The organism is Tistrella mobilis KA081020-065 (genome assembly GCF_000264455.2).
GTDB classification, from domain to species: domain Bacteria; phylum Pseudomonadota; class Alphaproteobacteria; order Tistrellales; family Tistrellaceae; genus Tistrella; species Tistrella mobilis.
Genome location: NC_017956.1, coordinates 2,902,688 through 2,928,685, shown reverse-complemented (window position 1 = coordinate 2,928,685; position 25,998 = coordinate 2,902,688). Strand labels below are relative to the sequence as shown.

Genomic DNA, 25,998 nt, shown 5'->3' with positions numbered 1-25,998 from the left:
AGTCCAACCCCCTGACTCCATCCGAGTCGTTCAGGGGCTGCCTAAGAATCGGGCAGGTTGTGCCGACTGTGGATCAGGCCGCCCGCCCGCAGTGCACAACACATTGTTGCGTTGCGGTGAAGCGCGGGCGGCGTCAGGACAAAAAGAAAGCCCCGCAAGGCACGCGGACGCGCCGGGCGGGGCTCAAGTCAAGCATCAGCACCAATCGGGTAGGGTCCATCCGGGCACGGGCGCCAGAATGGACGGGATGCCGGGGAGTGGGAGCTGCCGCCGGCATCACGGCTACGCAAGTCACTATAGGAAACGGCGGACGCACGTGAAGTGACGGCGGTCACAGGTGAAGTGACGTTCCCGAAAAGGCTGTGTGAAGCCGGTAACCGGAGCCGTGGCGGGTCGTGCTGGGGATGGTCGTGGCGTGCAGCGGGCGGGACATCTGAGCGGGGGCCGCGCTGGTGCCGGATGGGGGACTTGAACCCACAACCTTCCGCTTACAAGGCGGGTGCTCTACCAATTGAGCTAATCCGGCAGCCGGCGCCGCATCGGGCCCGGGACGCGTCCCGGCCGGGGCCGGGTACAGCCTGTGCGCGACGGCACCCGCACTACATACCGCGTGACGGTGATCGGGACAAGGCTACGAAGGTCGGAAAGATGAACGGGCGTTCATGTTCCTGACATCCGGCGGTGAGGGCCCGGCTGCTTGAATGATCCTCGACGACGCAGCCGGGGAGAGGTCTTCCCCCTCTCTGCTTCCCCCAACGCTCCTCCCCGCCGGGGGCAGGCTGCACTGACCGAGGATCTGACGCCATGACCGAACAGCTTCCCCAGCCGGCCGCGATCCGCACCCGCGACTTCGCCGCCCGCCGCCACGCCAACCGCCTGCGCCGCTATGGCGCCGGGCTGATGGCCGGCGTAGCGCTTGCCCTGCCGCTGGCCGCCGTCGGCGGCACGGTGATCGCGCCGGTGCCCGCCAATGCCGCATCGCTGCCCGAAAGCTTCGCACCGCTGGCCGAGAAGGTGATGCCGGCGGTGGTCAACATCTCCACCACCCAGGAAGTGCAGCAGCCGAGCGGGCCCGAGCAGATGCTGCCCTTCGACCTGCCCGAGAACTCCCCCTTCCGCCGCTTCTTCGAACCCTTCATGCAGGGCCAGCAGCCGACCCATCCCCAGGTGGTGAATGCGCTGGGATCGGGCTTCATCATCGATCCCTCGGGCTATGTCGTGACCAACAACCACGTCATCGACGGCGCGACGGAAATCAAGGTCACGCTGGAAGACAAGAGCCAGTACACCGCCAAGCTGGTGGGCCGCGACCCGCTGACAGACCTTGCGCTGCTGAAGATCGAGGCCGGCCACGACCTGCCGGCGGTTCAGTTCGGCGACAGCGACGCCGCCCGGGTGGGCGACTGGGTGCTGGCGGTCGGCAACCCGTTCGGCCTGGGCGGCACGGTGACCGCCGGCATCGTCTCGGCCCGCAACCGCGACATCAATGCCGGCCCCTACGACGATTTCCTGCAGATCGATGCCGCGATCAACCGCGGCAACAGCGGCGGCCCGGTCTTCGACGAAAGCGGCAAGGTGATCGGCATCAACACCGCCATCTACAGCCCCAATGGCGGGTCGGTCGGCATCGGCTTTTCGATCCCGGCCAATATCGCGACCAAGGTGGTGGCGCAGCTGAAGGAAAGCGGCAGCATCTCCCGCGGTTGGCTGGGTGTTGAAATCCAGCCGCTGACGCCTGAAATCGCCGAGGCGCTGGGCATGGACAAGCCCGAAGGCGCGCTGGTCGCCCGGGTGCTGCCGGGCAGCCCGGCGGGTGATGCCGGGCTGGAACGCGGCGATGTGGTGGTGCAGATCGACGGCCAGCCGGTGAAGGATGCCCGCGATCTGACCCGCAAGGTGGGCGATCTGCAGCCGGGCGACCGGGTCGGGCTGGCGGTGAAGCGCCAGGGCGATGAGAAGGAGATCCGCATCCGCCTGGGCGAGCGTCCGCAGGATCTGGCGGCCAACCAGCAGGGCGATCATGCAGATCCGGGCGCCGGTGTGGCGGTGGATGCGCTGGGCGTGCGCCTGGCCCCGATCGATGACGGGCTGCGCCAGCGGCTGGGCATCGACGACAGCGTCAAGGGCGTGGCCGTGGTCGACATCCTGCCGCCCAAAGGCGACGACAAGCGGCCCCATGCCGGCCCCGGCCCGGAGCTGCGCCCCGGCGACGTGATCGAGCAGGTGGCCGGCACCGCGGTCGACCGCCCGTCGCAGGTGACGGCGCTGATCGACGAGGCCCGCGCCCGCAAGCGCGATCATGTCCTGCTGCTGGTCGCCCGCGGCAATGAAAGCCGCTTCGTCGCGGTCGAGATCAAGTGACCGCCGGACCGGTTCATGGTTGACGTCACCCGGGCCGCGCACCGGCCCGGATGACGCCTTCCGGAGCGGCTGACCCTCCCTCCTGGTCGCTCCGGATCCAAGACCCGCGGGCAGCGCAGGGCAGATGCGATGCTTGCGGGGGGATGCGGGCGGGTGCCACCATTCCGGGGGTGCCCGCCCGCTCCGTCTTCTGACCGGGGCTTGCGATACCCTTCCCTGAACTCTTCTGCCCAATGCTTCGGGACATGCCGGCCCATGAAGATCCTGATCATCGAGGATGACGACCGCACCGCCCAGCAGGCGACGCGCGCGCTGACCGAGGCCGGCCACGTCGTCGACCGGGCACCCGATGGGCGCGAGGGGCTGTTTCTCGCCACCGGCGGCGGCTATGACGTGATCGTGCTCGACCGCATGCTGCCGGGGCTGGACGGGCTGGCGGTGCTGGGCGCGCTGCGGGGGGCCGGTCAGGGGGTGCCGGTGCTGATCCTCTCGGCGCTGGCCCATGTGGATGAACGCGTGCGTGGCCTGAAGGCCGGCGGCGACGACTATCTCTCCAAACCCTTCGCCGCCGTGGAACTGGTGGCGCGGGTCGAAGCGCTGGGCCGCCGACCGGTGCAGGCCACCGCCACCGACCGGCTTGTGGTGGCGGATCTGGAGGTCGACCTGCGCACCAGGCGGGTGACCCGCGCCGGCCGCGCCATCGACCTCCGGCCGCAGGAATACCGGCTGCTCGAATTCCTGATGCGCCACGAAGGCCAGGTGGTGACCCGGGCCATGCTCTATGAAGGGGTCTGGGACTTCCATTTCGAACCCCAGACCAATGTGGTCGAGGTCCATGTCAGCCGGCTGCGCCAGAAGATCGACAAGGGTTTCGGTCGACCGCTGATCCGCACCCATCGCGGCGGCGGCTATTCGCTGGGCATGGAGGATCCGGTGCCGGCCGGAGGAGACGGAGAGCATGATGACCGCTGATGCGGCCGGTCTGTTCCGGCATCTGCGCCGGACATCGGCCGCGCGCATCGTTGCGATGTATCTGGCGGTTTTCGTGGCCTCGACCGGCATCGTGCTGGGGGCGGTGACCTGGGCGGCGCTGACGCTCATCGACCAGCAGATCGACCAGACCCTGGATGCCGAGGTGCGGGGCCTGGCCGAACAGTACCGGATCGAGGGGCTGGGCCGGCTGATCGAGGTGGTGCGGGCACGATCCGGTGCGCCGCGCGGCCGGCCCGGGCCCAATCCGGGCGCCACGCCCGGCATGGGGCTGGGCGGCATCTACCTGCTGGCGGCCCCCGACGGCGTACCGATCGAGGGCACGCTTGATGCCTGGCCGCGGGCCGCCGAGGTGACCGCCGACGGCGCCATCGATGCCGAACTGGCCGACGGCCGCACCGCCCGGGTCCGGGTCTATCAGCTGGCGGGCGGCTTCCGCCTGCTGGTCGGTCGGGATCTGGCCGAGCGCGCCCGGTTCCGCGAGCTGGTGACCGAGGCCTCTGCCTGGTCGATGGGGCTGGTGCTGCTGCTCGGGCTCTATGGCGGCTGGATCCTGGCCCGGCGATCGCTCGCCCGGGTGGATGCCATGGCCCAGGCCGCGCGCCGGATCATGGCCGGCGACATGGAGAAGCGGCTTCCGGTAGCCGGCAGCGGCGATGAATACGACCGTCTGGCGGATGCGGTGAATGCGATGCTCGACGAGATCGCCCGGCTGATGACCGCAAGCCGGCTCGCCTCGGACGCTATGGCCCATGATCTGCGCGGGCCGCTGGCCCGGGCCCGCGTGTCGGCCGAAGACGCGGCGGCGGCGGTCGGGCGCGGCGATGGTGCCGCGGCCCGCGCCGGGCTCGACGAGGCGGTGGCGGAAATCGACCGGGTGATCCAGACCTTCGAGGCGCTGACCACCATCGCCCGCGCCGAAAGCGGCGCCGGCCGCACCGCCTGGGCGCCGGTGGACATCTCGGCGCTGGTCGCGGAACTGGCCGAGATCTACGAATTGCCCTTCGAGGACGAGGGCCGGCCGGTCACCAGCGTTCTCACGCCCGACATCACCCGGCCGGGTGACCGGGCGCTGCTGCAGCGGGCGGTGGCCAATCTGCTGGAGAACAGCCTGAAACACGGCGCCGGGCCGGTGGTGATCCGCCTCGCCGTCGAGGCGAACGGGGACTGGATCGTGATCAGGGTGGAGGATCGCGGAGCCGGCGTTCCGGCGGCGGAACGCGCGCGGGTGGTGGAGCGCTATGCCCGGCTGGATCCGGCGCGCAGCCGCCCCGGAAGCGGCCTGGGGCTTGCGCTTGCCGATGCCGTGGCCCGGCTGCATGGCGGGCGGCTGGTGCTGTCCGACACGGCACCCGGCGAGCCCATGCCCGGGCTCGCCGTAGAGTTGAGGCTGCCGCGCGAGGGGGCCGCCCCCCGGCCGCTGGATCAGGCGCCCGAAGCGCCCCGGCTGGGGCCCAGCGCATAAAGGGCGACGGCGGTCGCGGTGGCGACGTTCAGGCTCTCCACCTGGTCCGAAATCGGCAGGCGCAGCAGCAGGTCGCAGGTCTCGCGGGTCAGCCGGCGCAGCCCCGGGCCTTCGGCGCCCATCACCAGGGCCAGGCGCTCGGGCAGGCCGGCGGCGCGGACATCCTGTGTCGCATGGCCGTCGAGGCCCACGCACCACCAGCCCAGCCGCTTCAGCTCGTCGAGCGCGCGGGCGAGGTTGCCGATCTGGACCAGCGGCACGAGTTCGAGCGTGCCCGAAGCGGCCTTGGCGAGCACGGCGCTTTCGGGCGCCGCCCGCCGTTCGGTGGTGATCACTGCGGCCGCGCCGAAGGCGGCGGCGGCCCGCAGGATCGCGCCCACATTATGCGGGTCGGTCACCTGGTCCAGCACCACGATCAGCGCCGGCCCCTCGGGCACGGCGGCGAGCGTCGCCTCAAGATCGCGCTCGGGCAGGGGGGCGAGCTGCAAAGCCAGCCCCTGATGGACGGCATCCTCGCCGAAGCGCCGGTCGATCTCGGCGCGGGGCACGGTTTCGATCTGCAGGTTGCGCCGGCGGGCAAGGCTTGAGAGTTTCGGGTCGCTTGCGGCCTCGGACCGTTCCGCGACCAGCAGCCGGTGCAGGCTGCGCGCCGGATTGGCCAGCGCCGCCTCGACCGGGTGGCGGCCGTAGAACCACAGCCCGCCGCCGGTCTCGCGGCCGCCCTGGTCGCCCCGTCCGCGGCTGCGGCCGGCCCGTGCCTGATCACGATGTGTTGAATCACGATTTGACGGTCGGCGGCGATCTTGGTTTGACATCGGTCCTCGGTTTCGTTACGAACGCGCTACACCGCGTTCGACGCGGCCGGTTCCGGCCTCTTCATGGGGCAGGGAACAAGGCTTCGTCAAGCGGACCCGTACTCCGGTACCGGTTCGCGATCGTGGGACAAGGTCTTCGAATGCGTGCTCTGCAACATTCTCGTTGACTTCTTCCCGCGAATTTCCATAGTGCCGTCGCCAAGGCGCGGTGCAGGAAGCACCCATGGAGGGGTGGCCGAGCGGTCAATGGCAGCAGACTGTAAATCTGCCGGGTTTTCCCTACGTTGGTTCAAATCCAACCCCCTCCACCACTTTCCCTGCAGCGCAGCCTGGTCGCGGATGCAGGCGTGACCGGCCTCCGCCCCAAGCGGGGCGGCCCTTATGGTCGCGCGGGCGCGGGTGTAGCTCAATGGTAGAGCTCCAGCCTTCCAAGCTGGCTATGCGGGTTCGATTCCCGTCACCCGCTCCAGATCCCGGAAATGCTACCCTCGCGGGCCCGAAATCTTTGGGCAGCCGCGTTTTCTCCGTCGGTACAGCTCTCTAGTCGGGTTTGAGCAGGATGGGTAAGGAAAAGTTCGAGCGCAGCAAGCCGCACGTGAACATCGGCACGATCGGTCACGTGGACCATGGCAAGACGACGCTGACGGCTGCGATCACGAAGGTTCTGGCCGAGACGGGCGGTGCGACCTATACGTCGTACGACTCGATCGACAAGGCTCCTGAAGAGAAGGAGCGCGGCATCACCATCAACACGGCGCATGTCGAGTACCAGACGGAAGCCCGTCACTATGCGCATGTTGATTGCCCCGGCCATGCCGACTACGTGAAGAACATGATCACGGGTGCTGCGCAGATGGACGGCGCGATCCTGGTGGTGTCGGCGGCGGACGGCCCGATGCCGCAGACCCGCGAGCACATCCTGCTGGCGCGCCAGGTTGGCGTTCCGGCGCTGGTGGTGTTCATGAACAAGGTCGACATGGTCGACGACGAGGAGCTTCTGGAGCTCGTCGAGATGGAAGTGCGCGAGCTTCTGTCGAGCTACGACTTCCCGGGCGACGACATCCCGGTGATCAAGGGCTCGGCCCTGGCTGCGATCGAGGGCAAGAACCCCGAGATCGGCGCCGAGCGGATCCTTGAGCTGATGCGGTCGGTCGACGAGTACATCCCGACCCCGGATCGTCCGAAGGACCAGCCGTTCCTGATGCCGATCGAAGACGTGTTCTCGATCTCGGGCCGCGGCACGGTTGTGACCGGCCGTATCGAGCGCGGCGTGATCAAGGTCGGCGAGGAAGTGGCGATCGTGGGTCTGCGCGACACCACGAAGACCACGGTGACCGGCGTCGAGATGTTCCGCAAGCTGCTCGATCAGGGCGAGGCGGGCGACAATGTCGGCGTGCTGCTGCGCGGCACGAAGCGCGAGGACGTGGAGCGCGGTCAGGTTCTGGCGAAGCCGAACACGATCACCCCGCACACGAAGTTCGCCGCCGAGGCGTATATCCTGACCAAGGAAGAGGGCGGCCGTCACACCCCCTTCTTCACCAACTATCGTCCGCAGTTCTACTTCCGGACCACGGACGTGACCGGTGTCATCACCCTGCCGGAAGGCACGGAGATGGTCATGCCGGGTGACAACGTGTCGGTCACCGTCGAGCTGATCTCGCCGATCGCCATGGACGAAGGCCTGCGCTTCGCGATCCGCGAAGGCGGCCGTACCGTCGGCGCCGGCGTCGTCGCCAAGGTGATGGGCTGACGAGACCCCGGAGGCCCGGAACCCCGGTTCCAGCGGCCTCCGGACCCGCTTTGCGGCCCCTGCCGGACAGTGTTCCGGCAGGGGCCGCGGCGTTTTCCCGACGGCGCCGGACGGTGCTTCAGGGGTGACGTGAAGAACTGCGCGCAGGGCGTCGAAAGTGTCTCGACAAGTCGGACATGACGCGCTAGAAGGCTGACGAGACCCCGGAGGCCCGGAACCCCGGTTCCAGCGGCCTCCGGACCCGCTTTGCGGCCCCTGCCGGACAGTGTTCCGGCAGGGGCCGCGGCGTTTTCCCGACGGCGCCGGACGGTGCTTCAGGGGTGACGTGAAGAACTGCGCGCAGGGCGTCGAAAGTGTCTCGACAAGTCGGACATGACGCGCTAGAAGGATGGCCCGTCCGCACCTGCGGGCGACGGCGATCCTTGTCTGCCGAACCGGGCCTTGTCTGCCGAACCGGGCACCTTACGGCGTCGATCGTAGGGCAGGCCTTCAGGAAGGCGGGCCGTGATCTTTGAAGGGCACGTCGCATCGGCCAGTCCGGTGTGTCGTGCGGCGGTGGAGGAGTGTAGCTCAATGGTAGAGCACCGGTCTCCAAAACCGGGGGCTGGGGGTTCGAGTCCCTCCACTCCTGCCAACCTCTCCGCCGCGCGTTCGTGACCCCGACCCAGAGCCGCCCGGGCTGACCGGCGGCAGATCCGGAACAGAGTAGCCATGGCCAAGACTTCCCCCGGCGAGTTCGTGCGGCAGGTTCGTCAGGAGGCGCGCCGCGTCACCTGGCCGACCCGCAAGGAAACGCTGATCACCACCGCCACCGTGTTCGTGATGGCGTTCGTCGCGGCGATCTTTTTCTTCGTCGCCGACCAGGTGATCGCCTGGGGCGTTCGGCTGATCCTCGGCCTCGGCGCCTGACCTGAACGAGGAGCCGGCACCATGATCAGCAACTGGTACATCATCCACGTCTACTCGGGCTTCGAGAAGAAGGTGGCGCAGTCGATCCGCGAACAGGCCGCCCGCAAGGGCATGGAAGGCCTGATCGAAGAGGTCCTGGTGCCGTCGGAAGACGTGGTCGAGGTCCGCCGCGGCGTGAAGGTCAACACCGAGCGCAAGTTCTTCCCCGGCTATGTGCTGGTGAAGATGCAGCTGACCGACGACACCTGGCATCTGGTCAAGGACACGCCGAAGGTCACCGGGTTCCTGGGCGGCGGCGGCTCGCGCCCCGTGCCGATCACCCAGGCGGAAGCCGACCGGATCATCAATCAGGTGAAGGAAGGCGTCGAGCGCCCCAAGCCGTCGATCAGCTTCGAGATCGGCGAGCAGGTGCGGGTGGCCGACGGTCCGTTCACCTCGTTCAACGGTGTGGTCGAGGATGTCGACGACGAGCGGGCCCGCCTGAAGGTGGCCGTTTCGATCTTCGGCCGCTCGACCCCGGTCGAACTGGAATTCTCTCAGGTCGAAAAGGTCTGAGACATCAAGGCTTCGGGCGAAGCCGGCCTCTTCAGGGCCGGCTTCGCCCGCATCCGTTCCGGCATCCGCCGGGCGGATGCAGCCCGCAGCTCCGGAGCCGGTGACGGCACGGGTGATCGCGGGTGGTGCCGGCGGGAGGCCTTGCCAGGGCCGCCACCGCCGCCCCGTCTGAATGGAAGGGTCTGAACATGGCAAAGAAGATTACCGGCTATATCCGGCTTCAGGTGCCGGCCGGTAAGGCGAACCCGTCGCCGCCGATCGGTCCCGCGCTCGGTCAGCGCGGCCTGAACATCATGGAGTTCTGCAAGGCGTTCAACGCGCAGACCCAGGGTATGGAAGTCGGCATGCCGATCCCGGTGGTCATCACGGCCTACCAGGACCGCAGCTTCACCTTCATCATGAAGAAGCCGCCGGTTTCGTACTACATCAAGAAGGCCGCGGGCATCTCCAAGGGCGGCGCCACCCCCGGCAAGGCCCAGTCCGGTTCCATCACCCTCGAGCAGATCGCCAAGATCGCCGAGGACAAGATGGTCGATCTGAACGCGAACGACCTGGACGGCGCGATTCAGATGGTGAAGGGCTCGGCCCGGTCCATGGGCCTCGTGGTGGTGGAGTAATCGGATGGCGTTCCACGGCAAGCGACTGAAGCAGGCCCGCGCGACCGTCGATCGCGAGAAGCTCTACGGCCTTGACGAGGCGGTGGCTCTGGTGAAGGCCAATGCCGGCGCGAAGTTCGACGAGACCGTCGAAATCTCGGTCGGCCTGGGCGTCGATCCGCGTCACGCCGACCAGATGGTCCGTGGCGTGGTGCAGCTGCCCAACGGCACCGGCAAGAGCGTGCGCGTGGCGGTTTTCGCCCGCGGCGACAAGGCCGAAGAGGCCCGCGCGGCCGGCGCCGAAGTGGTGGGTGCGGAAGATCTGGCCGAAGAGATCCTCGGCGGCAAGATCGATTTCGAGCGCGCCATCGCGACCCCGGACCTCATGCCGGTGGTGGGTCGTCTGGGCCGCGTGCTCGGCCCCCGCGGCCTGATGCCGAACCCGAAGCTCGGCACCGTCACCCCGAACGTCGCCGATGCGGTCAAGGCCGCCAAGGCCGGCCAGGTTGAATTCCGCGTCGAAAAGGCCGGTATCATCCATGGTGGCGTCGGCAAGGCGAGCTTCTCGGAGACCGCCCTGGTCGAGAACATCCGCGCCTTCGTGGATGCGCTGATCAAGGCGAAGCCGTCGGGTGCCAAGGGCACCTACCTGAAGAAGCTGGCGCTCAGCTCGACCATGGGTCCGGGCGTGCGCGTCGACGTTGCCGAGATCACCCAGCCGGGTGGCCAGGGCAACGCGGCCTGACTTCAAGACCTTCATCCGGCCGGCGGGTTTCCGCGGGCCGGATGACTGAAGACCGTCCTGTCCGAGACGGCAGGTGTGCCGGACCCCCGGTTCCGACCGGAGCGCCCGGCATTTAATGGATCCTCCGGGATCCGCCTGTCCAGACGGCGAGCAATCGATCCGGTACGGCGTCTTGCCGGTCCGGACGGTTCGCAGACTCGCGGCAGGTGCGGACGGCACCCCGACGGTTCCCGGCCCGGCCGGAGACCGGAGACGGTGCCACCGAGCCGCGATGCGGCGTCCCCCCTTATCCGGGGGAGCCGGCGCGTCGCATGGTAACCCACACGCGGAGACGAACCGTGGATCGTGCAAGCAAGGAAGAGCTGGTCGCAGAACTGCGCCAGTCCTTCACGTCCGCGGGCGTCGTGGTGGTGACCCATTACCGGGGTCTGACGGTGGCCGAGTCCACCCAGCTCCGGATCGGGATGCGCGAGGTTGGCGCGTCCTTCAAGGTCACCAAGAACACGCTCGCCCGTCTGGCACTCCAGGGGACGGCTTTCGAGGGGATCATCCCGCTGTTCAACGGCCCGACCGCCATTGCGGTGTCGTCGGATCCGGTGGCGGCGGCCAAGGCCACGATGAAGTTCGCCAAGACCAACGAGAAGCTCGTTGTTCTGGGCGGCGGCATCATCGGTCAGACCCTCGACGCCAACGGCATCAAGGCCCTTGCGGACCTGCCGTCGCTCGACGAACTGCGCGGCAAGCTCATCGGCGTCCTTCAGGCGCCCGCGAGCCGCATCGTCGGCGTGCTGCAGGCCCCCGGCGGCCAGCTGGCCCGTGTCCTCAAGGCCTATGCCGAGAAGGACCAGGCCGCCTGACCCCAGGCTGCCCACCCCTCGGACCAAACCCATCATCGAAGGCCCGCCCGACCCAGGGCACCGGTTGGTGGCACGGCAGATGCCGGCCCGTGACCGGACCCCGCGCGGGCCGACCCGGATCGAAGTTCAGGAGCTACTACAATGGCCGATCTCGCCCGCCTGGTTGACGAGCTGTCCGCCCTCACCGTTATCGAGGCCGCCGAGCTCTCGAAGATGCTCGAAGAGAAGTGGGGCGTCTCCGCCGCCGCTCCGGTCGCCGTGGCTGCCGCCGGTGGCGCCGCCGAGGCTGCCGCCCCGGTCGAGGAGAAGACCGAGTTCGACGTGATCCTCGCCGATGCCGGTGACAAGAAGATCAACGTCATTAAGGAAGTCCGTGCGATCACGGGCCTTGGCCTGAAGGAAGCCAAGGACCTGGTCGAGGGCGCGCCGAAGCCGGTGAAGGAAGGCGTGACCAAGGACGAAGCCGAGGCGATGAAGAAGAAGCTGGAAGAGGCCGGTGCGAAGGTCGAAGTGAAGTAATTCACCCGACCCGACGCATCGCTCGACCGAGCGATCCGCCGCGACGCCCAAGGGTGTCGCGGCAGCTGCGCCGCCCGACCCCGGTTCGCCCGGGGGCGGGCGGCGTTGCCTTGCCGGGAGGATCCTTCGGTGGCTCGCCACCGGGGGCGGGACGGGCAGGGCCGTGTGGCCGGCGGACCGGACCATCGATCGATCGCCGCCGTGATGGGCGCAGCCGCATGCTGCAACAAAAATCTTCCCATCCGCCTCGCTTTCGGATATGGTCACAGGCTCGCAAGTGGTGACGGGCAGCTTTGGCTCCGCGACAGGCTGGACACACGCAACTACTTACGGGTTTCATCGGGCGTCATGCAGGATCCGGCATGGCGCCGCAACCGCATGTGTATGTGGCTGGATCGGACGCGTCTTCGGGTGTGTGGATTTCAGACGGATATGCAGGCGATCGTCCCTCGGCGGAAGGATGCGATCCCGTCATGGACGGGCACGCAGCAGGACGTGAACGACGGATGGCTGGTCGGCTCATCGCAGCGCGCGACGCGCGCGGGCGGAGTGCCGGCCGTTTTCGTCGAAACGTCCGACTTCACCGGCGCGTCGGCAGCCGGTGGCCTGGGGCGGTGAGTGCGGGATCGACTGTCTGAGGACCGGCTCCGGTGAATGCCGGGGGTCCTGCAGGCGGGGCGGGCGCATGAATTGACGGCGCCGACGCCGTTAGAAAAACGGTTCGAGAGGAACGACGATGGCATACTCGTTTACGGGTCGCAAGCGCGTTCGGAAGAGCTTCGGTCGCATCCCCGAAGTCACGACGCTGCCGAACCTGATCGAGGTCCAGAAGAAGTCGTACGACCAGTTCCTTCAGCTCGACGCCGATCCGGCCCAGCGCCCGGATAGCGGTCTGCAGGGCGTGTTCAAGTCGGTTTTTCCGATCAAGGACTTTTCCGACCGCGCGACTCTCGAGTTCGTGCGCTATGAACTCGAGACCCCGAAGTTCGACGTCGAGGAATGCCAGCAGCGCGGCATGACCTTCGCCGCGCCGCTGAAGGTTACGCTGCGTCTGGTCGTGTGGGACATCGACGAAGACACCGGCGCCCGGTCGATCCGCGACATCAAGGAGCAGGACGTCTACATGGGCGACATGCCGCTCATGACGGACAAGGGCACCTTCATCGTCAACGGCACCGAGCGCGTCATCGTCAGCCAGATGCACCGCTCGCCGGGCGTCTTCTTCGACCATGACCGCGGCAAGACCCATGCCTCGGGCAAGCTGCTCTACGCCGCCCGGATCATCCCCTATCGCGGCTCGTGGCTCGATTTCGAGTTCGACGCCAAGGATCTGGTCTATGTGCGCATCGACCGTCGCCGCAAGCTGCCGGCGACCACGCTGCTGCGCGCGCTCGGCTATGACAACGAGCAGATCCTCTCGACCTTCTACGCCACGATCACCTACGAGCAGAACGACAAGGGCTGGCAGACGCCCTTCGTCGAAGACCGCCTGCGCGGCATCAAGCTCGCCCGCGACCTGATCGACGCCGATACCGGCGAGGTCGTCGCCGAGGCCGGCAAGAAGCTGGCGCCGCGGGTGATCCGCAAGCTGGTCGAAAGCGGCCTGCGCGCCTTCGTGGTGGCGCCGGAAGACCTGATCGGCGCCTATGCCGGCGAGGACGTGATCGACGAGACCACCGGCGAGGTCCTGATCGAGGCCGGTGACGAGATCACCGCCGAGCATCTGGTGAAGCTGGAGGAGCTGGGCATCACCCGGCTGCCGACGCTGGCGATCGACCACATCAATGTGGGCGCCTATATGCGCAACACGCTGATGCTGGACCGCACCGACACCCGCGACGAAGCGCTCATGAACATCTACCGGGTGATGCGCCCGGGTGAGCCGCCGACCCCCGAGACCGCCGAGGCCCTGTTCGAGAGCCTGTTCTTCGACAGCGAGCGTTATGATCTCTCGGCCGTCGGTCGCGTGAAGATGAACATGCGCCTCGGCCTCGACACCGACGACAGCGTGCGGGTGCTGCGCCGCGAGGACATCCTCTCGGTCATCAAGACCCTGGTCGACCTGAAGGACGGCAAGGGCGAGATCGACGACATCGACCATCTCGGCAATCGCCGCGTCCGGTCGGTCGGCGAGCTGATGGAGAACCAGTACCGCATCGGTCTGCTGCGCATGGAGCGCGCGATCAAGGAGCGTATGGGCTCGGTCGACATCGAGTCGGTCATGCCCCACGACCTGATCAATGCGAAGCCGGCGGCGGCGGCGGTGCGTGAATTCTTCGGCTCTTCGCAGTTGTCGCAGTTCATGGACCAGACCAACCCGTTGTCCGAGATCACCCACAAGCGTCGCCTGTCGGCGCTTGGCCCGGGCGGTCTGACCCGCGAGCGCGCGGGCTTCGAGGTCCGCGACATCCATCCCACGCATTATGGCCGCATCTGCCCGATCGAGACGCCGGAAGGCCCGAATATCGGTCTGATCAACAGCCTGGCCACCTATGCACGGGTGAACAAATACGGCTTCATCGAAAGCCCCTATCGCAAGGTGGTCGACGGCCGCGTCACCGACGAGGTCGTGTACCTCTCGGCGATGGAAGAGGGCCGCTACACCATCGCGCAGGCCAATGCCGATCTCGATGCCGAAGGCCGCTTCGTCAACGAGCTGGTGACCTGCCGCGAGATGGGCGAGTTCGTGATGTCGCCGCGCGAGCAGATCACCCATATCGACGTGTCGCCGAAGCAGCTGGTTTCGGTTGCGGCTTCGCTGATCCCGTTCCTTGAGAACGACGACGCGAACCGCGCGCTGATGGGCTCGAACATGCAGCGTCAGGCGGTGCCGCTGGTCCGTGCCGAGGCGCCGCTGGTCGGCACCGGCATCGAGCCGGTGGTGGCACGCGACTCGGGCGTGGCGCTGGCTGCAAAGCGCGGCGGCGTGGTCGACCAGGTCGACGCCACCCGCATCGTGATCCGCGTGACCGACGGCGACGGCGCGACCAACGGCGTCGACATCTACAAGCTGTCGAAGTTCCAGCGGTCGAACCAGAACACCTGCATCAACCAGCGTCCGCTGGTGAAGGTGGGTGACCGGATCCAGGCCGGCGACATCATCGCCGACGGCCCGTCGACCGAACTTGGCGACCTCGCCCTCGGCCGGAACGTGCTCGTCGCGTTCATGCCGTGGATGGGCTACAACTTCGAGGACTCGATCCTCATCTCGGAACGCATCGTCTCGGACGACGTGTTCACCTCGATCCATATCGAGGAATTCGAGGTGATGGCCCGCGACACGAAGCTGGGGCCTGAGGAAATCACCCGCGACATCCCGAATGTCGGTGAGGAAGGCCTCCGCAATCTCGACGAGGCCGGCATCACCTATATCGGTGCCGAGGTGAAGGCGGGCGACATTCTGGTCGGCAAGGTCACGCCGAAGGGCGAAAGCCCGATGACGCCGGAAGAGAAGCTGCTCCGCGCCATCTTCGGCGAGAAGGCCGCGAATGTTCGCGATACCTCGCTGCGCGTGCCGCCGGGTGTGACCGGCACCGTCGTCGAGGTGCGGGTGTTCTCGCGCCGCGGCGTCGACAAGGACCAGCGCGCCCTGGCGATCGAGCGGGAAGAGATCGACCGTCTGGCCAAGGACCGCGACGACGAGCGCGCGATTCTGGAGCGCAACGCCTATCGCCAGCTCCGCGACCTGCTCGACGGTCAGAAGATCGTCGGCGGCCCGCGTGGCATCAAGGCGGGCGAGGTGGTGACCGACGAGGTGCTCTCGTCCTTCACCCGCGGTCAGTGGTGGCAGATCGCCATCGCCGACGAGGCGCGCATGGCCGATATCGAGGCGGTGAAGAAGCAGCTCGACCAGCGGGTCGATCAGCTTCAGAAGCGCTTCGAGAACAAGGTCGAGAAGCTGCAGCGCGGCGACGAGCTGCCGCCCGGCGTGCTCAAGATGGTCAAGGTCTTCATCGCCGTGAAGCGCAAGCTTCAGCCGGGCGACAAGATGGCCGGCCGTCACGGCAACAAGGGCGTCATCTCGCGCATCATGCCGATCGAGGACATGCCGTATCTGGAAGACGGCGGCAATGTCGACATCGTGCTGAACCCGCTGGGCGTGCCGAGCCGCATGAATGTCGGGCAGATCCTCGAGACGCATCTGGGCTGGGCTTCGGCCGGGCTCGGCCGCAAGATCGGCAAGATCGTCGAGGAGATGGATCGCGGCAAGACCATGGACGACCTGCGTGCCTATCTGCGTCAGGTCTATGAACGGGAAGACGACTGCCGCGAGATCGACGCGATGTCGGACGCCGAGGTGCTGGAGCTGGCGCGCAATCTGAAGCGCGGCGTGCCGATGGCGACCCCGGTCTTCGACGGTGCCAACGAAGGCGACGTCGTGCGCATGCTCGAAGAAGCCGGTCTCGACCATTCCGGTCAGGTCCAGCTGATCGACGGCCGCACGGGTGAGCCCTTCGACCGCAAGGTGACCGTGGGCTACATCTACATGCTGAAGCTCCACCACCTGGTCGACGACAAGATCCACGCCCGGTCCATCGGCCCCTACAGCCTGGTCACCCAGCAGCCGCTGGGCGGTAAGGCGCATTTCGGCGGTCAGCGTTTCGGTGAAATGGAGGTGTGGGCGCTCCAGGCCTATGGTGCCGCCTACACGCTGCAGGAAATGCTGACGGTGAAGTCCGACGACGTGTCGGGCCGGACCAAGATCTACGAGGCGATCGTCAAGGGCGACGATACCTTCGAGGCCGGCATCCCCGAGAGCTTCAACGTTCTCGTGAAGGAAATCCAGGCACTCGGCCTCGACGTCGAACTGGTCCGTAACGACTGACGCCATCGGCCCGGCCGATCTCCGGCGCGGCGGATGGATATGGCTGCCATATCCGTCCGCCGCGCCGTCCGCACTCCGCAGACCTTGCGGAAGACGCGCTAAGGGAGAGCGACTTTCCCATGAACAACGACGTGCTCAATCTGTTCGGCTTCGGTTCGGGGGCGCAGTCCTTCGATGCGATCCGCATCTCCATCGCCAGCCCGGAGAAGATCCGGTCGTGGTCGTATGGCGAGGTCAAGAAGCCCGAGACGATCAACTACCGCACGTTCAAGCCGGAGCGCGACGGCCTGTTCTGCGCACGCATTTTCGGTCCGATCAAGGACTACGAATGCCTGTGCGGCAAGTACAAGCGCATGAAGCATCGCGGCATCGTCTGCGAGAAGTGCGGCGTCGAGGTCATTCAGGCCAAGGTGCGTCGTGAACGCATGGGCCATATCGAACTGGCCTCGCCGGTCGCGCATATCTGGTTCCTGAAGTCGCTGCCCTCGCGCATCGGCCTTCTGCTCGACATGACGCTGAAGGACATCGAGCGGGTTCTCTATTTCGAGAACTACGTGGTGATGGAGCCGGGCCTGACCCCGCTCAAGCAGCATCAGCTGCTGACGGAAGAGCAGTTCATGCGTGCGCAGGAGGAATACGGCCCGGACGCCTTCCAGGCGGGTATCGGTGCCGAAGCCATCCGCGACATGCTGAAGCAGCTCGATCTCGATCGCGAGAGCGAGGAGATGCGCACCGAGCTGGTCGAGACCTCGTCTGAAGCCAAGCGCAAGAAGCTGGTCAAGCGGCTGAAGCTGCTCGAATCCTTCATCGAGTCCGAGAATCGTCCCGAGTGGATGATCCTGGAAGTCGTGCCCGTCATCCCGCCGGATCTGCGCCCGCTGGTGCCGCTGGACGGTGGCCGCTTCGCGACCTCGGACCTGAACGACCTCTATCGCCGCGTCATCAACCGCAACAACCGCCTGAAGCGTCTGCTCGAACTGCGCGCGCCCGACATCATCGTGCGCAACGAGAAGCGCATGCTGCAGGAAGCGGTGGACGCGCTGTTCGACAACGGCCGTCGCGGCCGCGTCATCACCGGCGCCAACAAGCGTCCGCTGAAGTCGCTGTCCGACATGCTGAAGGGCAAGCAGGGCCGGTTCCGTCAGAACCTGCTCGGCAAGCGCGTCGACTATTCGGGTCGTTCGGTCATCGTGGTGGGCCCGGAGCTGAAGCTCCACCAGTGCGGCCTGCCCAAGAAGATGGCGCTCGAACTCTTCAAGCCGTTCATCTACTCGAAGCTCGAACTCTATGGCCTCGCCACCACCATCAAGGCGGCGAAGCGCATGGTGGAGAAAGAGCGCCCCGAGGTCTGGGACGTGCTCGACGAGGTCATCCGCGAGCATCCGGTGTTCCTGAACCGCGCGCCGACCCTGCACCGCCTCGGCATCCAGGCTTTCGAGCCGGTGCTGATCGAGGGCAAGGCGATCCAGCTGCACCCGCTGGTCTGCGCGGCCTTCAACGCCGACTTCGACGGCGACCAGATGGCGGTGCATGTGCCGCTGTCGATCGAGGCGCAGCTCGAAGCCCGCGTGCTCATGATGTCGACCAACAACATCCTGAGCCCCGCGAACGGCAAGCCGATCATCGTGCCGTCGCAGGACATCGTCCTCGGCCTCTACTACCAGACCCAGATCGGCGAGAACGAGCTGGGCGAGGGCATGGTGTTCGCCGATGTGGGCGAGATCGACCAGGCGCTCGACGCCGGCGTCGTCAGCCTGCATGCCAAGATCCGCTGCCGCTACCGCACGGTGGACGACGACAACAACCCGATCACGGTGATGGTGGATGCGACCCCGGGCCGCATGCTGCTGTCCGAGATCCTGCCGCGGAACCCCAAGATCAAGTTCGACCTGATCAACCGGGTTCTGACCAAGAAAGAGATCACCAACGTCATCGACGCCGTCTACCGCCACTGCGGTCAGAAGGAAACGGTGATCTTCTGCGACCGGCTGATGGCGCTCGGCTTCCGCCGTGCGGCGCGCGCCGGCATCTCGTTCGGCAAGGACGACATGATCGTCCCCGACGAGAAGGCGGAGCTGGTGGCCGTCACCACCGAAGAGGTGAAGCAGTACGAGACCCAGTACCAGGAGGGTCTCATCACCAAGGGTGAAAAGTACAACAAGGTCGTCGACGCCTGGGCGAAGTGCACCGACCAGGTCGCGGACGCCATGATGCGCGTCATCTCGGGTCAGGGGCAGGCGGGCATGGCCAAGAGCCCCCGCCACATGAACTCGATCTACATGATGGCCCATTCCGGCGCCCGTGGTTCGGCGGCCCAGATGAAGCAGCTCGCGGGCATGCGCGGCCTGATGGCCAAGCCCTCGGGCGAGATCATCGAGACGCCGATCATCTCGAACTTCAAGGAAGGCCTGTCGGTGCTCGAGTACTTCAACTCGACGCACGGTGCCCGTAAGGGCCTGGCCGACACGGCGCTGAAGACCGCGAACTCGGGTTACCTCACCCGCCGTCTCGTCGATGTGGCGCAGGACTGCGTCATCACCGAGGAAGATTGCGGGACCGAGCAGGGCCTGATGACCCGTGCCGTCATCGACGGCGGCGTGGTGATCGAGACCCTGGCCGATCGCATCCTGGGCCGGACCGCCGCTGAGGCGGTGACCCATCCCACGACCGGCGAGGTCGTGGTGGCTGCCGGCGAGCTGATCGACGAGGCGGTGGTCGAGCGGGTCGACGAGGCCGGTGTCGAGGCCATCCGCATCCGCTCGGTGCTGACCTGCGAGAGCGGCCACGGCGTCTGCGCAGCCTGCTATGGTCGCGATCTGGCACGCGGCACGCGGGTGAATATCGGCGAGGCGGTCGGCGTCATCGCGGCGCAGTCGATCGGTGAGCCGGGCACGCAGCTGACCATGCGGACCTTCCATATCGGCGGTGCGGCGCAGCGCGGCGCGGTCGTCTCCAGCATCGAGGCCAATTACGAAGGCCGCGTGCAGCTGGTGAACCGCAATGTGGTGCGCGACAGCCAGGGTGCCCTGGTCGTCATGTCCCGCAATCTCGAAGTCGTCCTCCTTGCCGAGGACGGCCGCGAGAAGGCGCGGCACAAGGTGCCCTATGGTGGTCGTCTGTTCGTGGACGAGGGCCAGATGGTCACCGCCGGCCAGCGTCTGGCGGACTGGGACCCGTATACGGTGCCGATCATCACCGAAACCAGCGGTGTGGCGCATTACGTCGACCTGGTCGACGGCATCTCGCTGCTGGAACGGATGGACGAGGCCACCGGCATCGCCAACAAGGTCGTCATCGACTGGCGCCAGCAGCCCCGTGGCGCGGATCTGCGCCCGCGGATCACGCTGCGCGACAGCCAGGGCGAGGTCCTGACCCTGCCGAACGGCATGGAAGCCCGCTATTTCATGAGCGTGGATGCCGTGCTGTCGGTGGAGAACGGACAGCAGGTGAACGCAGGTGACGTTCTGGCGCGTATCCCGCGCGAGAGCAGCAAGACCCGCGACATCACCGGTGGTCTGCCGCGCGTCGCGGAACTGTTTGAGGCCCGCAAGCCCAAGGATCATGCGGTCATCGCCGAGATCCAGGGCAAGGTCGAGTTCGGCCGCGACTACAAGAGCAAGCGCCGCATCCTGATCGTGCCGGACGAGGCGGATCAGGAGCCGCGCGAGTACCTGGTCCCGAAGGGCAAGCACCTGACGGTCCAGGAGGGCGACTATGTCCGCCGCGGCGACCTGCTGATGGACGGCAACCCGGTGCCCCACGACATCCTGCGCGTGCTGGGTGTCGAGGAGCTGGCCTCCTATCTGATCAACGAGATCCAGGAGGTCTACCGGCTGCAGGGCGTGAAGATCAACGACAAGCACATCGAGGTGATCGTTCGCCAGATGCTGCAGAAGGTCGAGATCCTGGATCCGGGCGACACCACCTTCCTGCTCGGCGAGCAGGTCGACCGGTTCGAGTTCGACCAGATCAACGCCAAGGTCCGGCAGCGCAATGCCGAGCGTCTGGCGTCGGAAGGCGGCGAGCGTCAGCCCGACATGCGCGAGGCGAAGGCCGAGCCGGTGCTCCAGGGCATCACCAAGGCCTCGCTGCTGACCCGGTCGTTCATCTCGGCGGCGTCGTTCCAGGAGACCACCCGCGTGCTCACCGAGGCGGCGACCGCCGGCAAGATGGACACGCTGGACGGCCTGAAGGAGAACGTCATCGTCGGCCGGCTGATCCCGGCCGGCACCGGCGCCGCCGTGAACCGGCTGAAGTCGATCGCGGCCAACCGCGATAAGGCCCTGCTCGGCAACGAGGACGGCGACGAGACGGCGCTGGAAAGCTCCGCCGACGTGCCGGGCGCTGCGGAGTAACTCTCCAGGCCAGGACGCCCTGGACGACATCCGCGGCCCTGTTGCTGCCCTTCAAGGGGCGGCAACAGGGCCGTCGGCGTTTGAGGGGAGGCGGGGAGGGGATGAGGTCGGGGCATGCAGATGATGCAGGTCCGCTACCCGCCCCGGAGGGCCGGCCCCTCGCTTTTCGCGGGAATCCTGCAGGATTCCGCAGAGTCCCGCGGGATTCCCCGACGGGCCGGAAACCCTTGCGTGTCAAGCCTTTTGGGGTTGACGGGGGGAGGGGCCACAACTAGTATGCGCGCTCACTTCGGGGGCTGGTGTGCGGACCCCCATGGGCGGGCGCGTCCATGCCGCACGGACATCCGGTCCCCTCCATGCCGTAGGGGCCGGCGAAAACAGCCCCCGGAAGGTAAAGCCTTTCCCGAGCCGGCATTTGTGCCGTTGGCGGGAAAGGGGCTTTGCCCTCCGACGGTTTTTGTGTGGACGCAGGGTCGCAAACCCTGCAGCCCAAGTTTGACGGGATCGATTGGATGCCCACGATCAATCAGCTGATCCGCAAGCCGCGCCTCGCGCCGGTGGATCGCAACAAGGTGCCGGCCCTCGAGGCGTGCCCCCAGAAGCGTGGTGTCTGCACCCGCGTGTACACGACCACCCCGAAGAAGCCGAACTCGGCGCTTCGTAAGGTCGCCCGCGTGCGTCTGACCAACAGCTTCGAAGTCACCAGCTACATTCCGGGCGAAGGTCATAACCTTCAGGAGCACTCGGTGGTGCTGATCCGTGGCGGCCGCGTGAAGGACCTTCCGGGCGTGCGCTACCACATCCTCCGCGGCACGCTGGACACCCAGGGCGTCAAGAACCGTCGTCAGCGTCGTTCGAAGTACGGCGCCAAGCGGCCGAAGTGATCCGGCCGTCAAGGAGAGGTTGATCCATGTCCCGTCGTCATGCCGCTGAAAAGCGCCAGGTTCTCCCGGATCCGAAGTTCGGCGATGCCGTCGTCAGCAAGTTCATGAACGTGCTGATGTATGATGGCAAGAAGTCGGTCGCGGAAGCGATCGTCTACGGCGCCTTCGATCTGATCGAGCAGAAGACCCGTCAGGAAGGCCTCCGCGTCTTCCACGAGGCGCTCGAGAACGTGCGCCCGGCGGTCGAGGTGAAGAGCCGCCGCGTCGGTGGCGCCACCTATCAGGTCCCGGTCGAGGTCCGCCCCGATCGCGCCCAGGCCCTGGCCATCCGCTGGCTGATCACCGCCGCCCGGAACCGTTCCGAGAACACGGCGGTGGAGCGTCTGGCCGGCGAACTGCTCGATGCCGCGCAGAGCCGTGGCACCGCAATCAAGAAGCGTGAAGACACCCACCGCATGGCGGACGCCAACAAGGCGTTCTCGCACTATCGCTGGTAACGGGTCGGCCGTCTCTTAGAAACCCCAGCTTCCTGGACGCGAACATGGCACGCACGACGCCCATCGAGGCCTACCGCAACATCGGCATCATGGCGCACATCGATGCCGGTAAGACGACGACGACCGAGCGCATCCTCTATTACACCGGCCGGTCCCATAAGATCGGTGAGGTGCACGAGGGTGCGGCCACGATGGACTGGATGGAGCAGGAGCAGGAGCGCGGCATCACCATCACGTCGGCCGCGACGACCTGCTTCTGGAACAACCACCGCATCAACATCATCGACACCCCGGGCCACGTCGACTTCACCATCGAGGTGGAGCGTTCGCTCCGCGTTCTCGACGGCGCGGTCGCGGTGTTCGACAGTGTCGCGGGCGTCGAGCCCCAGTCGGAGACGGTGTGGCGTCAGGCGGACAAGTACCGCGTGCCGCGCATCTGCTTCGTCAACAAGATGGACCGCATGGGCGCCAACTTCTACCGCTGCGTCGACATGATGGTCGACCGGCTGGGCGCCAACCCGCTGGTTCTGAGCCTGCCGATCGGCTCCGAGTCGGAATATGTCGGCATCGTCGACCTGGTGAAGATGAAGGCGGTCGTCTGGAAGGACGAGAGCCTCGGCGCCGAGTTCGAAGAGCGTGACATCCCGGCCGATCTCGCCGACCGCGCCGAAGAGTACCGCCAGAAGCTGGTCGAGACGGCCGTCGAGGCCGACGACGAGGTGATGGAGGCCTATCTCGAGGGCAACGAGCCGGACGTCGCCACCCTGAAGCGCTGCATCCGCAAGGGCACGCTGGCGCGTCAGTTCGTCCCCGTGATCAACGGTTCGGCGTTCAAGAACAAGGGCGTGCAGCCCCTGCTCGACGCCGTGATCGACTTCCTGCCCTCGCCGGTCGACGTCCCCTCCGTCCGCGGCACCGCCGTCGACGATCCGGAGACCACGCTGGTCCGCGAGAGCAAGGACGAGGCGCCCTTCTCGGCGCTGGCCTTCAAGATCATGTCGGACCCCTTCGTCGGCTCGCTGACCTATATCCGCGTCTATTCGGGTGTGGTCGAGAGCGGCTCCTACGTGCTGAACACCGTGAAGGGTGATCGCGAGCGCGTCGGCCGCATGCTGCTGATGCATGCGAACAGCCGCGAAGACGTCAAGGAAGCCCGCGCCGGCGATATCGTGGCGCTCTGCGGCATGAAGGGCACCACCACCGGTGACACCCTCTGCGCCTCGGATGCCAAGATCATCCTGGAGCGCATGGAGTTCCCGGATCCGGTGATCGAGGTCGCGGTCGAGCCGAAGACCAAGAGCGACCAGGAGAAGATGGGCCTCGCCCTGTCGCGTCTGGCGCAGGAGGATCCGTCCTTCCGCGTGTCGACCGACGAGGAAAGCGGCCAGACCGTGATCAAGGGCATGGGCGAGCTCCATCTCGAGATCATCGTCGATCGCATGCGCCGCGAGTTCAAGGTCGAGGCGAATGTCGGTCAGCCGCAGGTGGCCTATCGCGAGCGCTTCGGCCAGCCGGTCGAGGTCGACTACACCCACAAGAAGCAGACCGGCGGTTCGGGCCAGTTCGCGCGGGTGAAGCTGAAGTTCGAGCCCGTCGAGGGCGAGGAAGGCTTCGCGTTCGAGAACAAGGTCGTCGGCGGCTCGGTTCCGCGCGAATACGTCCCCGGCGTTCAGAAGGGCATCGAGTCCTGCCTGGGCAACGGCGTGATCGCGGGCTTCCCGGTGGTGAACCTCAAGGCCGAACTGATCGACGGCGCCTATCACGACGTCGACAGCTCGGTGCTCGCCTTCGAAATCGCGTCGCGTGCCGCGTTCCGCGAGGCCATGGGCAAGAGCCGTCCGGTCCTCCTCGAGCCGATCATGAAGGTCGAGGTCGTCACTCCGGACGAGTACATGGGCGACATCATCGGCGACCTGAACAGCCGCCGTGGTCAGGTGAGCAGCATGGACAGCCGCGGCAATGCCCGCGTCGTGAACGCCATGGTGCCGCTGGCCAGCATGTTCGGCTACGTCAACCAGCTGCGCTCGATGTCCCAGGGCCGCGCCCAGTACACGATGCAGTTCGACCATTACGAGCCGGTTCCGCAGCATCTGGCGGACGAGGTCAAGGCGAAGTACGCGGGCTGATCCGCGGATCGACGACCGGTTTGAAAAACGTTTGGAAAGACGGAGGCGAGAGCCATGGGTAAGGAAAAGTTCGAGCGCAGCAAGCCGCACGTGAACATCGGCACGATCGGTCACGTGGACCATGGCAAGACGACGCTGACGGCTGCGATCACGAAGGTTCTGGCCGAGACGGGCGGTGCGACCTATACGTCGTACGACTCGATCGACAAGGCTCCTGAAGAGAAGGAGCGCGGCATCACCATCAACACGGCGCATGTCGAGTACCAGACGGAAGCCCGTCACTATGCGCATGTTGATTGCCCCGGCCATGCCGACTACGTGAAGAACATGATCACGGGTGCTGCGCAGATGGACGGCGCGATCCTGGTGGTGTCGGCGGCGGACGGCCCGATGCCGCAGACCCGCGAGCACATCCTGCTGGCGCGCCAGGTTGGCGTTCCGGCGCTGGTGGTGTTCATGAACAAGGTCGACATGGTCGACGACGAGGAGCTTCTGGAGCTCGTCGAGATGGAAGTGCGCGAGCTTCTGTCGAGCTACGACTTCCCGGGCGACGACATCCCGGTGATCAAGGGCTCGGCCCTGGCTGCGATCGAGGGCAAGAACCCCGAGATCGGCGCCGAGCGGATCCTTGAGCTGATGCGGTCGGTCGACGAGTACATCCCGACCCCGGATCGTCCGAAGGACCAGCCGTTCCTGATGCCGATCGAAGACGTGTTCTCGATCTCGGGCCGCGGCACGGTTGTGACCGGCCGTATCGAGCGCGGCGTGATCAAGGTCGGCGAGGAAGTGGCGATCGTGGGTCTGCGCGACACCACGAAGACCACGGTGACCGGCGTCGAGATGTTCCGCAAGCTGCTCGATCAGGGCGAGGCGGGCGACAATGTCGGCGTGCTGCTGCGCGGCACGAAGCGCGAGGACGTGGAGCGCGGTCAGGTTCTGGCGAAGCCGAACACGATCACCCCGCACACGAAGTTCGCCGCCGAGGCGTATATCCTGACCAAGGAAGAGGGCGGCCGTCACACCCCCTTCTTCACCAACTATCGTCCGCAGTTCTACTTCCGGACCACGGACGTGACCGGTGTCATCACCCTGCCGGAAGGCACGGAGATGGTCATGCCGGGTGACAACGTGTCGGTCACCGTCGAGCTGATCTCGCCGATCGCCATGGACGAAGGCCTGCGCTTCGCGATCCGCGAAGGCGGCCGTACCGTCGGCGCCGGCGTCGTCGCCAAGGTGATGGGTTGATCGACGGACGACGGCAGCGGGTGCGCCGGGCGGGTTGATCCCGCTTGGCGCATTCGCCGCCTGATATCCTGACGCCACGAGCGCCCGGCCGGTCCGCCCGGCGGGCCGGTCTCATGCAAGGACGCGCGGCGCTGCGGCACCCCGGATTCATCCGGCAGGTCGCACCGCCGAGGCCAAGGTAGAAGCCCATGATGGAAGGCCAGAACATTCGCATCCGCCTGAAGGCGTTCGATCATCGCGTGCTCGATCAGTCGACGCGCGAGATCGTGAACACCGCCAAGCGGACCGGCGCCAGCGTGCGGGGCCCGATCCCGCTGCCGACCGAGATCGAGCGCTTCACGGTGCTCCGTTCGCCGCACATCGACAAGAAGTCGCGCGAACAGTTCGAGATCCGGACGCACAAGCGCCTTCTCGACATCGTCGAGCCCACCCCGCAGACCGTCGACGCGCTGATGAAGCTCGACCTCGCGGCCGGCGTCGACGTCGAGATCAAGCTCTGAGGGG

At 66.7% G+C, this 25,998-nt stretch carries 19 protein-coding genes and 4 tRNA genes; 21 read left to right on the top strand and 2 right to left on the bottom strand.

Annotation, left to right across the window (positions count from 1 at the left end; genetic code table 11):
* Positions 1-450 precede the first annotated feature (450 nt).
* Positions 451-526, bottom strand: a tRNA-Thr gene (locus TMO_RS13370).
* A gap of 278 nt (positions 527-804) precedes the next feature.
* Here TMO_RS13370 and TMO_RS13365 point away from each other — a divergent pair.
* From TMO_RS13365 to TMO_RS13355, 3 genes are all read left to right on the top strand, one after another.
* Positions 805-2,361 carry a DegQ family serine endoprotease gene (locus tag TMO_RS13365; RefSeq protein ID WP_014746166.1) on the top strand — a complete coding sequence of 519 codons (1,557 nt, stop codon included), beginning with the start codon at positions 805-807 and terminating at the stop codon, positions 2,359-2,361.
* Between the two features lie 255 nt (positions 2,362-2,616).
* A complete protein-coding gene (locus tag TMO_RS13360; RefSeq protein WP_014746165.1) occupies positions 2,617-3,333 on the top strand; it encodes a response regulator transcription factor in 717 nt (238 codons plus the stop codon).
* Entirely contained in the window at positions 3,320-4,816 is a 1,497-nt protein-coding gene (locus TMO_RS13355) for a sensor histidine kinase (protein ID WP_014746164.1), read from the top strand. The genes TMO_RS13360 and TMO_RS13355 overlap by 14 nt, the downstream gene beginning before the upstream one ends.
* Here the strand turns inward: TMO_RS13355 and rlmB are convergent.
* Positions 4,777-5,631 carry a 23S rRNA (guanosine(2251)-2'-O)-methyltransferase RlmB gene (gene rlmB, locus TMO_RS13350; RefSeq protein ID WP_014746163.1) on the bottom strand — a complete coding sequence of 285 codons (855 nt, stop codon included), beginning with the start codon at positions 5,629-5,631 and terminating at the stop codon, positions 4,777-4,779. The genes TMO_RS13355 and rlmB overlap by 40 nt on opposite strands.
* A 225-nt stretch (positions 5,632-5,856) precedes the next feature.
* Between rlmB and TMO_RS13345 the strand changes: the two genes are divergently transcribed.
* From TMO_RS13345 to rpsJ, 18 genes are all read left to right on the top strand, one after another.
* Positions 5,857-5,942: transfer RNA gene (locus tag TMO_RS13345), tRNA-Tyr, on the top strand.
* A gap of 84 nt (positions 5,943-6,026) precedes the next feature.
* Positions 6,027-6,100 (top strand) — tRNA-Gly (locus TMO_RS13340).
* A gap of 90 nt (positions 6,101-6,190) precedes the next feature.
* Positions 6,191-7,381 (top strand): elongation factor Tu, encoded by a 1,191-nt coding sequence (tuf, locus tag TMO_RS13335; RefSeq protein WP_014746149.1) that lies wholly within the window; start codon positions 6,191-6,193, stop codon positions 7,379-7,381.
* A 559-nt stretch (positions 7,382-7,940) separates the two neighbouring features.
* Positions 7,941-8,015, top strand: a tRNA-Trp gene (locus TMO_RS13330).
* 77 nt (positions 8,016-8,092) lie between these two features.
* A complete protein-coding gene (secE, locus tag TMO_RS13325; RefSeq protein WP_014746161.1) occupies positions 8,093-8,290 on the top strand; it encodes a preprotein translocase subunit SecE in 198 nt (65 codons plus the stop codon).
* 21 nt (positions 8,291-8,311) lie between these two features.
* On the top strand, positions 8,312-8,845 hold the full coding sequence (nusG, locus tag TMO_RS13320) for a transcription termination/antitermination protein NusG (protein WP_014746160.1): 534 nt from the start codon (positions 8,312-8,314) through the stop codon (positions 8,843-8,845).
* A 188-nt stretch (positions 8,846-9,033) separates the two neighbouring features.
* Positions 9,034-9,462 (top strand): 50S ribosomal protein L11, encoded by a 429-nt coding sequence (gene rplK, locus TMO_RS13315; RefSeq protein WP_014746159.1) that lies wholly within the window; start codon positions 9,034-9,036, stop codon positions 9,460-9,462.
* Between the two features lie 4 nt (positions 9,463-9,466).
* Positions 9,467-10,186 (top strand): 50S ribosomal protein L1, encoded by a 720-nt coding sequence (rplA, locus tag TMO_RS13310; protein ID WP_014746158.1) that lies wholly within the window; start codon positions 9,467-9,469, stop codon positions 10,184-10,186.
* Between the two features lie 338 nt (positions 10,187-10,524).
* Complete coding sequence (rplJ, locus tag TMO_RS13305; RefSeq protein ID WP_014746157.1) at positions 10,525-11,043, top strand: 50S ribosomal protein L10; 519 nt, start codon at positions 10,525-10,527, stop codon at positions 11,041-11,043.
* 141 nt (positions 11,044-11,184) lie between these two features.
* Positions 11,185-11,562 carry a 50S ribosomal protein L7/L12 gene (rplL, locus tag TMO_RS13300; RefSeq protein WP_014746156.1) on the top strand — a complete coding sequence of 126 codons (378 nt, stop codon included), beginning with the start codon at positions 11,185-11,187 and terminating at the stop codon, positions 11,560-11,562.
* Between the two features lie 432 nt (positions 11,563-11,994).
* Positions 11,995-12,180 (top strand): hypothetical protein, encoded by a 186-nt coding sequence (locus TMO_RS13295; protein WP_014746155.1) that lies wholly within the window; start codon positions 11,995-11,997, stop codon positions 12,178-12,180.
* A gap of 118 nt (positions 12,181-12,298) precedes the next feature.
* A complete protein-coding gene (gene rpoB / locus TMO_RS13290) occupies positions 12,299-16,387 on the top strand; it encodes a DNA-directed RNA polymerase subunit beta (protein WP_014746154.1) in 4,089 nt (1,362 codons plus the stop codon).
* Positions 16,388-16,506: 119 nt separating this feature from the next.
* Entirely contained in the window at positions 16,507-20,742 is a 4,236-nt protein-coding gene (rpoC, locus tag TMO_RS13285) for a DNA-directed RNA polymerase subunit beta' (protein WP_014746153.1), read from the top strand.
* 512 nt (positions 20,743-21,254) lie between these two features.
* Positions 21,255-21,626 carry a 30S ribosomal protein S12 gene (rpsL, locus tag TMO_RS13280; RefSeq protein ID WP_014746152.1) on the top strand — a complete coding sequence of 124 codons (372 nt, stop codon included), beginning with the start codon at positions 21,255-21,257 and terminating at the stop codon, positions 21,624-21,626.
* Positions 21,627-21,652: 26 nt separating this feature from the next.
* Positions 21,653-22,123 carry a 30S ribosomal protein S7 gene (gene rpsG / locus TMO_RS13275; RefSeq protein WP_014746151.1) on the top strand — a complete coding sequence of 157 codons (471 nt, stop codon included), beginning with the start codon at positions 21,653-21,655 and terminating at the stop codon, positions 22,121-22,123.
* Between the two features lie 44 nt (positions 22,124-22,167).
* Entirely contained in the window at positions 22,168-24,249 is a 2,082-nt protein-coding gene (gene fusA / locus TMO_RS13270; protein WP_014746150.1) for an elongation factor G, read from the top strand.
* 54 nt (positions 24,250-24,303) lie between these two features.
* Entirely contained in the window at positions 24,304-25,494 is a 1,191-nt protein-coding gene (gene tuf, locus TMO_RS13265; RefSeq protein WP_014746149.1) for an elongation factor Tu, read from the top strand.
* 191 nt (positions 25,495-25,685) lie between these two features.
* A complete protein-coding gene (gene rpsJ, locus TMO_RS13260; RefSeq protein ID WP_041606294.1) occupies positions 25,686-25,994 on the top strand; it encodes a 30S ribosomal protein S10 in 309 nt (102 codons plus the stop codon).
* Positions 25,995-25,998: the final 4 nt, after the last annotated feature.